Source organism: Luteitalea sp., from assembly GCF_044337415.1.
In the GTDB taxonomy this organism is placed as follows: Bacteria; Acidobacteriota; Vicinamibacteria; order Vicinamibacterales; family Vicinamibacteraceae; genus Luteitalea.
Genome location: NZ_JBIINP010000036.1, coordinates 24,222 through 31,942 on the forward strand (window position 1 = coordinate 24,222; position 7,721 = coordinate 31,942).

8 protein-coding genes are annotated in these 7,721 nt (G+C 68.4%); all 8 read left to right on the forward strand.

Features of this window, described 5'->3' with window-relative positions; translation table 11 throughout:
• The first annotated feature begins 264 nt into the window (after window positions 1–264).
• From rpmH to rsmG, 8 genes are read left to right on the forward strand one after another with little or no spacing between them, the layout of a single operon-like run.
• On the forward strand, window positions 265–411 hold the full coding sequence (gene rpmH, locus ACIRDX_RS08455; protein WP_239490894.1) for a 50S ribosomal protein L34: 147 nt from the start codon (window positions 265–267) through the stop codon (window positions 409–411).
• A gap of 12 nt (window positions 412–423) precedes the next feature.
• Window positions 424–789: a ribonuclease P protein component gene (gene rnpA / locus ACIRDX_RS08460; protein ID WP_396624975.1), complete on the forward strand. Its 366-nt coding sequence runs from the start codon at window positions 424–426 to the stop codon at window positions 787–789.
• A gap of 26 nt (window positions 790–815) precedes the next feature.
• On the forward strand, window positions 816–1,025 hold the full coding sequence (yidD, locus tag ACIRDX_RS08465; protein ID WP_396624976.1) for a membrane protein insertion efficiency factor YidD: 210 nt from the start codon (window positions 816–818) through the stop codon (window positions 1,023–1,025).
• Window positions 1,026–1,054: 29 nt separating this feature from the next.
• A complete protein-coding gene (yidC, locus tag ACIRDX_RS08470; protein ID WP_396624977.1) occupies window positions 1,055–2,710 on the forward strand; it encodes a membrane protein insertase YidC in 1,656 nt (551 codons plus the stop codon).
• 20 nt (window positions 2,711–2,730) lie between these two features.
• Window positions 2,731–3,189, forward strand: coding sequence for a protein jag (locus tag ACIRDX_RS08475; protein WP_396624978.1), 459 nt, complete (start codon window positions 2,731–2,733; stop codon window positions 3,187–3,189).
• A gap of 10 nt (window positions 3,190–3,199) precedes the next feature.
• Window positions 3,200–4,558, forward strand: a complete 1,359-nt coding sequence (gene mnmE, locus ACIRDX_RS08480; RefSeq protein WP_396624979.1) for a tRNA uridine-5-carboxymethylaminomethyl(34) synthesis GTPase MnmE — start codon at window positions 3,200–3,202, stop codon at window positions 4,556–4,558.
• Window positions 4,559–4,584: 26 nt separating this feature from the next.
• Window positions 4,585–6,483, forward strand: coding sequence for a tRNA uridine-5-carboxymethylaminomethyl(34) synthesis enzyme MnmG (gene mnmG / locus ACIRDX_RS08485; RefSeq protein ID WP_396624980.1), 1,899 nt, complete (start codon window positions 4,585–4,587; stop codon window positions 6,481–6,483).
• Between the two features lie 26 nt (window positions 6,484–6,509).
• Complete coding sequence (rsmG, locus tag ACIRDX_RS08490; RefSeq protein ID WP_396624981.1) at window positions 6,510–7,172, forward strand: 16S rRNA (guanine(527)-N(7))-methyltransferase RsmG; 663 nt, start codon at window positions 6,510–6,512, stop codon at window positions 7,170–7,172.
• The last annotated feature ends 549 nt before the right edge of the window (window positions 7,173–7,721 follow it).

Sequence of the window (7,721 nt, forward strand, 5' to 3'; positions counted from 1 at the left end):
GAAAGGAACGCCTGTGGCTAGCAAAAATACGGCGAAAACTGTCGACACTCGACTTTGGGATAGGTCCTCGATTCGATGTGCGTCAGTTCGCCCCAGAGGCTCTCTCGAGTAGGCCGACCAGAGCCAACGGTCGTCCGGGCCGGTCGACGCGCCATTGACAGCGTTCGCGGGCCTGCACTAGAATCGGCAGTTCGCGGTCGAGTTGTGGCCGCAGACATTGGAGCGCCCGGCAGTCCCGGTCCCGCTCCCGGATGATCCGTAGCCATGAAGCGTACTTTTCAGCCCAACAACCGCCGTCGCGCGCGCACTCACGGTTTCCTCGTGCGCATGGCCACGAAGAACGGCCGACTGGTCCTGAAGCGCCGTCGCGCCAAGGGCCGCAAGCGCCTCACCGTCTCGTCGGAGCGCTAGCGCGCTGCCGCCATGCGGCACACGCTCCGTCCGCATGAGCGCGTGCGTCGTCGGCCGGAGTTCCTCCACGCCTACGAGCACGGCCGCAAGCATCACGGGCGCTACATGACGGTCTTTGCCAGCGCGTCGACCGCGCCGGCGGCCCGATTGGGCGTCTCGGCCACGCGGAAGTTCGGGCCTGCCGTCGCGCGCAATCGCGCCAAGCGGCGGGCCCGCGACCTGTTCCGGCATCACAAACCCATGCCTGGCGTCGACCTGGTGGTCATCCCCCGCCGTGGATTCGGGACCGTCGGCCACGCCGACCTGGTCGCCGACTACCTGTCGGCGCTCCGCCGCCTCAAGGTGACGCTCCTGCCACAGACGGACGTGCCGGCGTGACGCCAGGGCCAGGGGCACGCGTGGGCATGGCGCTGATCCGCGGCTACCAGCTGCTCCTGTCGCCCCTGTTTGCCGGCAGCTGCCGGTACGAGCCGTCCTGCTCGCGCTACGCGATGTCGGCACTGGAGCAGCACGGCCTCGTGCGCGGCGCCTGGCTGGCCCTCCGGCGCCTGGCGCGCTGCCACCCCTTCGGCGGGTCTGGGCTCGACCCCGTCCCGCCTCCGCAATCGCGATGACCTCGCCCAGTCCTTCAGGTTCGACCTCCATGGAAAAGCGTGTCTTGCAGGCCGTCCTGCTGTCGCTGGCGGTTCTGCTGCTGTACCAGAGCTTCTTCGCGCCGCGTCCGCAACCCGCGCCCACGGCCAAGGCCACCGCGCCAGCAGCCGCTCCGGCGCCGGCCGGGCAGCCCCAGCCCGCCAGCACCACCGGCGGCGCCACGCCTCCGATGCCGTTGCAGAAGGACGTGCCGGCGGCCGCCAAGGTGGTGGTGGAGTCCGACCAGTTCAAGGCAGAGTTCTCGACGCGCGGCGCCGTGCTGCTGAGCTGGACGCTCAAGCAGTACCCGGGCGCGCACGGGCATGCGCTCGACCTGATTCCTGAGGCTGCGAGCAACGCGCGGGCGCCGTTCTCGCTGACCACCGGCGACGAGACGATCACCAACACCCTGGCAGGCGCGACGTTCACACCCAGCGCCACCTCGTTGGACCTGCGAGGTCCCGGCGAGAAGGTGCTGCGCTTCGAGTACACCGATCCGTCGGGCGTGCGCGCCACGAAGGTGTTCACGTTCCAGCGCGATGGCCAGCCGTTCCTCCTCGGGTTCGCGGCGCAGGTGCTGCGCAACGGCCAGCCTCAGAACTTCTCGATTCACTCCGGCGCCGGCATCGGCGACATCGAGCGGGCCAGCACGTCCGGCGGGTTCCTCTCCAGCAACTACTACCAGGCGCCCGAGGCCATCACCCACATCGACGAGGTCACGCGCACCCCGACGACGTCGCTGGCCGAGACGCCGGTGTTCGATGGCAACGTCCGCTATGCCGGCGTCGACGACCACTACTTCCTCGGCGCCGCAGTCCTCGGTCGCCAGACGCGTGTCGAGTACGGGATGCACCCGGTGCAGACCACGGCCGGCCCGCGCACGCTGGTGTCCTACGCCCTGAGCTTCCCGCAGCCGCCGAGCGAGGTGAAGTTCTACCTCGGGCCGAAGGATTTCGATCAACTGATGCGGTCGGATCAGCAGCTGGTGCGGACGATCAACTTCGGCTGGTTCGCCTGGCTCGTGGTGCCGCTGCTCCGGGCGCTCAACTGGGTGAACGGCTTCGTCGGCAACTACGGCTGGTCGATCATCGTCCTGACGGTCCTGATCAACATCGCGATCTTCCCGCTGCGCCACAAGAGCGTGGTGTCGATGCGGAAGATGCAGGACATCCAGCCGCGCGTGAAGGCCATCCAGGATCGCTACGCACACCTGAAGGCCACCGACCCGGCTCGCCAGAAGATGAACACCGAGCTGATGGAGCTGTACAAGACCGCCGGGGTCAACCCCGCCAGCGGGTGCGTGCCGATGCTCCTCACGATGCCCGTGCTGTTTGCCTTCTACGCCCTGCTGAGTGTCGCCATCGAGCTGCGCGGCGCGCCGTTCATGGGCTGGATCACCGACCTGTCGCAGCACGATCCGCTCTACATCACGCCGATCATCATGGGCGTCACCATGCTCTGGCAGCAGTGGATCACGCCGGCGGCAGGCATGGATCCGGCCCAGAAGAACGTGATGATGATCATGCCGCTGATGTTCACGTTCTTCTTCCTGTGGGCGCCGAGCGGCCTGGTGATCTACTGGCTGTTCAGCAACCTGCTCACCATCGGTCAGCAGTACCTTACCAACAGGATCGTCGGCCCGCCGGCCAAGCCGGCCAAGGCCTGAGTTCCCGGGCACCTCGAGTCATGAGCACGCAACCCGTTCTCCACGAGCAGATCGCAGAGTTCGTCCGCAACGTCGTCGGGGCCATGGGCCTGAACGTCACGGTCACGTCTGGCGCCGATGCCGATGGCATCCGCGTGGACGTCAGTGGCGAGGAGGGCGAACTCCTCGTGCGGCGCAAGGGCGAGGCCCTCGACGCGCTGCAGCACCTGGTCAACTCGATCTGGCGGGACCAGAGTGGGCGTGACGGCCGCATCGTCGTCGACTGCCTCGACTTCCGGAAGGGCAAGGACGCGGAACTCCGCCAGATGGCGAAGTTCCTGATCGAGAAGGCCAAGACCACCCGGATGCCGCAGGAGATGGGTCCCCTCAACTCCTACTCGCGCCGGCTGGTGCATCTCGAGGTGTCGCTCGACGAGGGCGTGACCTCCGAGAGCCAGGGCGACGGCCTGGTGAAGACCGTCATCATCGCCCCGCGCTGATCGCTCCAGGATGGCTGCGGCGCCCGATGACCTGATCGTCGCGCCAGCCACGCCTGCGGGGCGGGGCGCCCTGGCCGTCGTCCGGGTGACCGGCGACGGATCGTTGGCGCTGGCGCAGCAACTCGCCGGGCGCGCCAGCTTCACGCCGCGCAAGGCCAGCCGGGTCCGCCTCACCCTGGGCGCGGGCCTGTCCGAAGACGCCGTGGTCACCACGTTCGTCGGGCCCGGGTCGTTCACGGGACAGGACAGCGTCGAGTTCTCCGTCCACGGCAGCCCCATCGTCGTCGAGTCGCTCATCGACGCCTGCGTCAGGGCGGGAGCACGGCTTGCCGGACCCGGGGAGTTCAGCTACCGCGCCCACCTCAATGGCAAGCTGGATCTGTTGCAGGCCGAGGCCGTCGCCGACTTCGTGGCCGCGACCACCCTTGGCCAGGCGCGGGTCGCGTCGGCGCACCTGGATGGCACCCTGAGCCGGGAGATCGTGGCGCTGGGCGATGAGCTGGCGTCGTTGCGCGTCCTGCTCGAGGCGTCGCTCGACTTCCCCGACGAAGGCTTCCATTTCATCGAGCGCGCCGACGTGGTGGAACGCCTGTCGGCGGTGCAGGCCGGTTGCGCGCGATTGCTGGCGACCGCGGCGACCGGCCGGCGTGTGCACGAGGGCGCGATCGTGGCGATCGCCGGTCGGCCGAATGCGGGGAAGTCGAGCCTGTTCAACGCGCTCGTCGGCCGGCCTCGCGCGATCGTCACGCCGATCGCCGGCACCACTCGCGATCTGCTGATCGAGCCGCTCGACATCGGCGGCGTGCCTGTCCGGTTGGTGGACACGGCCGGGCTGCGCGAGTCGCGTGATCTCGTCGAGGCAGAGGGGATCGCACGCGCGGCCGAGACGATGGCAGCGGCAGACGTCGTTGTCTTCGTGGTGGATGGGACGGCAGGCCCTGAGGAGCAGGTGGCGACGCGCACGGCGTGGGAGGATGTCGCCGGTCCGGCCAGGCGGCTGGTGGCCGTGAGCAAGGCGGACCTCTGGCGAGAGCATACGGCCGCGTCCTCCTGGTGGCAGGGCGAGGCGGTGGCGACGAGCAGCGTCGAGGCCGGCGGGCTCGCGGATCTCGAGGGGGCATTGCAGGAGGCTCTCGCTGACCTGCCCGTCGAGGGGGCGATGCTCACGCGGGCCAGGCATCGGTCGCTGGTGTCGGCGTGCGCCGCCGCGGTGGCGCGGGCGATGGAGACGGCAGGGCAGGGCGGGTCGGAGGAGTACGTGCTGGCCGACGTGCACGAGGCGTTGTCGGCGCTGGCGACCCTGCGCGGGGTGGAGACGCCAGACGACGTGCTGCGGGAGATTTTCTCGTCGTTCTGCATCGGCAAGTGACGCGGCCGGCATTCCAGATGTAAGTAATGACTGACTCTTCACCATCGTCTTGCGACGTGATCGTGATCGGGGCCGGGCATGCCGGCATCGAGGCGGCGTGGGCGGCGGCGCGGCTTGGCGCGTCGGTGGTCGTGTGCACGTTGTCGCCAGACACGATAGGTCAGATGCCCTGTAATCCGGCGGTCGGCGGGACCGCCAAGGGGCATCTCGTCAGGGAAATCGATGCGCTGGGCGGCCTGATGGGCGAAGCCATCGACGCCACCGGCATCCAGTTCAGGCTCCTGAACCGCAGCAGGGGACCGGCGGTGTGGGCACCGAGGGCGCAGGCCGACAAGCGACTCTACGCACGGTACATGCGGGAGCGACTCGAGGGCGCCGCTGGCGTCACGCTCGTGTACGCCCAGGTCGCGGCACTGATGGTGACCGAGCGTGTGGTCCGCGGCGTGCGGTTGGCGGACGGACGTGAACTGGCGGCAGGGCAGGTGGTGGTCACGACGGGAACCTTCCTCGACGGCCTGGTGCATGTAGGCGCGGTGAGCCGCCCGGCTGGACGTTTCGACGAGCCCGCGGCGGTCGAACTGGCCGCGTCGCTGCGGTCATTGGAACTCCCGGGCGGGCGCTTGAAGACAGGCACCCCGCCGCGCGTGCATCGGGCGTCCATCGACTTCGACGCGCTGACGCCGCAGCCAGGCGACGAGGAACCGGTGCCGTTGTCGTTCCTCACGAGTGGTCTCCGGCAGCCGCAGATTCAGTGCCACACCGTGCGAACGACCGATCGTGTGCACCACCTGGTGCGATCGCACATCGGGGCGTCGCCCCTGTACAACGGGCAGATCACGGGCATCGGGCCGCGGTACTGTCCCTCGCTCGAGGACAAGATCATGCGTTTCCCCGAGAAGGAGGCGCATCAGTTGTTCCTTGAGCCCGAGGGGCTCGACGTCGACGAGGTCTACATCAACGGCTATTCGATGTCGTTGCCGGCGGAAGTGCAGGTCGAGATCGTCCGCGCGCTGCCGGGATTGTCGCAGGCAGAGTTGATTCGTCCCGGCTATGCGGTCGAGTACGACTTCGTGCAGCCGACCGCGCTCGACCACACGCTCGAGGTGAGGAGCGTGGCCGGCCTGTTCCTGGCCGGCCAGATCAACGGGACATCCGGCTACGAGGAGGCAGCCGCCCAGGGGTGGGTGGCTGGCGTGAATGCCGCACTGCGGGCGCAGGGGCGAGCGCCGCAGACGCTTGGCCGGCACGAGGCCTACATCGGCATCCTCGTCGACGACCTCGTGACGCGCGGGTGTCTCGAGCCGTATCGGATGTTCACGTCGCGGGCAGAGCACCGACTGCTGCTGCGCATCGACAACGCGGACCTGCGGCTCACTCCTCGCGGGCGCGACATCGGCACGGTGGGGGAGGAGCGGTGGCGGGTGTTCCTCGATCGCCGCGGGCGGTACGAGCGCAACCGGGTACGCCTGGCGTCGAGCATGGTGCGGGTGGCGTCTGGTGATCGGGTGCCGGCAGCGGAGGCGCTCCGGAACCCGGACATTCGCCTGTCGGCGCTCATCGAGGCAGAGCCGGACCTCGGGTTGGAGCTCGATCCGGTCGCGCCGTCGGTGGACGTGAGCAGTCTCGATGCCGAGTGTCGGTACGTCGGGTACGTGCGGCGTCAGGAGCGGGAGGTCCAGCGGTCGTCGCGGTATGCGGCCCAGCGCGTCCCTGGGGCGTTCTCCTTCGACTCGCTGCCGGGCTTGTCGCGTGAGTTGCAATCCCGCTTGACGGAGCGTCGGCCAGCCACCGTCGCCCAGGCGGGCAGTATTCCCGGCATGACGCCGGCCGCGCAGGCGCTGATTTCTGCCGCGATCAGTCGGTGGAGCCTGTCGGCTGGCGTGTCAACGGACGACAGTTCTTCTGGAGGCGCCACGGCGGAGTGACGCGGCGGCTCCGGAAGGGGTGCGTCATGGCGGTCATCGGGGTCCGGGCGGCATACATGCAGGATGCGCGGCGGCGGGTCGAGCGGAGATTGGCGAGAGTCGGGTTGCGGGTGGCCGACGGCCATCTCGACATGTGCGCCGACTATCTCGTGTTGCTCGACAAGTGGAACCAGCGGATGAACCTGACGGCGCTCGATGACCCTGACTCGGCGGTCGACAGGCTGATCGTGGAGCCGACGATGGCGGCGGAGGTGATCGATCAAGATGCTCGCGTGCTGGTCGATGTCGGCTCTGGTGGGGGGTCCCCTGCGATTCCGCTCAAGATCGCGCGCCCCGATCTCGCCCTGACCATGATCGAGGTGAAGACCCGGAAGAGCGTGTTCCTCCGGGAGGTGGTCCGGCACCTGGGTCTTTCCGCGTGCAACGTCGAGACGTCACGCTTCGAGGCGGTGCTGGGTCGTCCAGACCTGCGCGGGGCGGTAGATGTGGTGTCCATCCGCGCGGTCCGTGCCGAATCCGAACAGTTGAGGCTCTTTGGCGACGCGCTTCGTCCGGGTGGGCAGCAGTTGTGGTTTCTCAGCGGAGCCCAGGGTGTCCCGTCAGTGCCATCACCGTTGGCGGTGGAACGAGACGTCCCCCTCGTCGAATCGGTGCGGAGCCATGTTGTCGTGGTCAGAAAGAAGAGTTGAGGTCCCGCGGCATGTTCCACGTGGAACATGCAAGCGGTGGGTGAGGGGTGTGCTGGCGGGTTGGGTGGAGCCAATGTTCCACGTGGAACATTGAAGCTCTGCAACAGAAAGCGTGTTCCACGTGGAACACCCGCCAGAGCTTCTGGCACCTGGCGCTGATCACCTATTAGATCGCCTCCCTCCTTGATCGCCCTCTGTCGACGTTCCGCTCCACCCCCTGCGCCTGACTGTCGACTACCGACCGTGCCTTGAGTGTTCTTCCGAGCCCCCAGCCCCAGGGCTCTGTCACTGCCGACTGCCGACTACCGACTGCCGGCCGTGCTCGCAGTTCTTCCGAGCCCCAGGCCCCAAGCCCCTGTCACTGCCGACTCCCGACTGCCGGCTGTGTTCCGGCGAGCCCCAAGCCCCCAGCCCCCAGCCCTGCGACTGCCGACCGCCGGCAACCGACTGCCGGCCGTGTTCGCGGTTCCTCCGAGCCCCCAGCTCCGAGCCCCACTGTCTGGGACTGCCGACTGCCGACGACCGACTGCCGGCCGTGTTCGGCCGAGC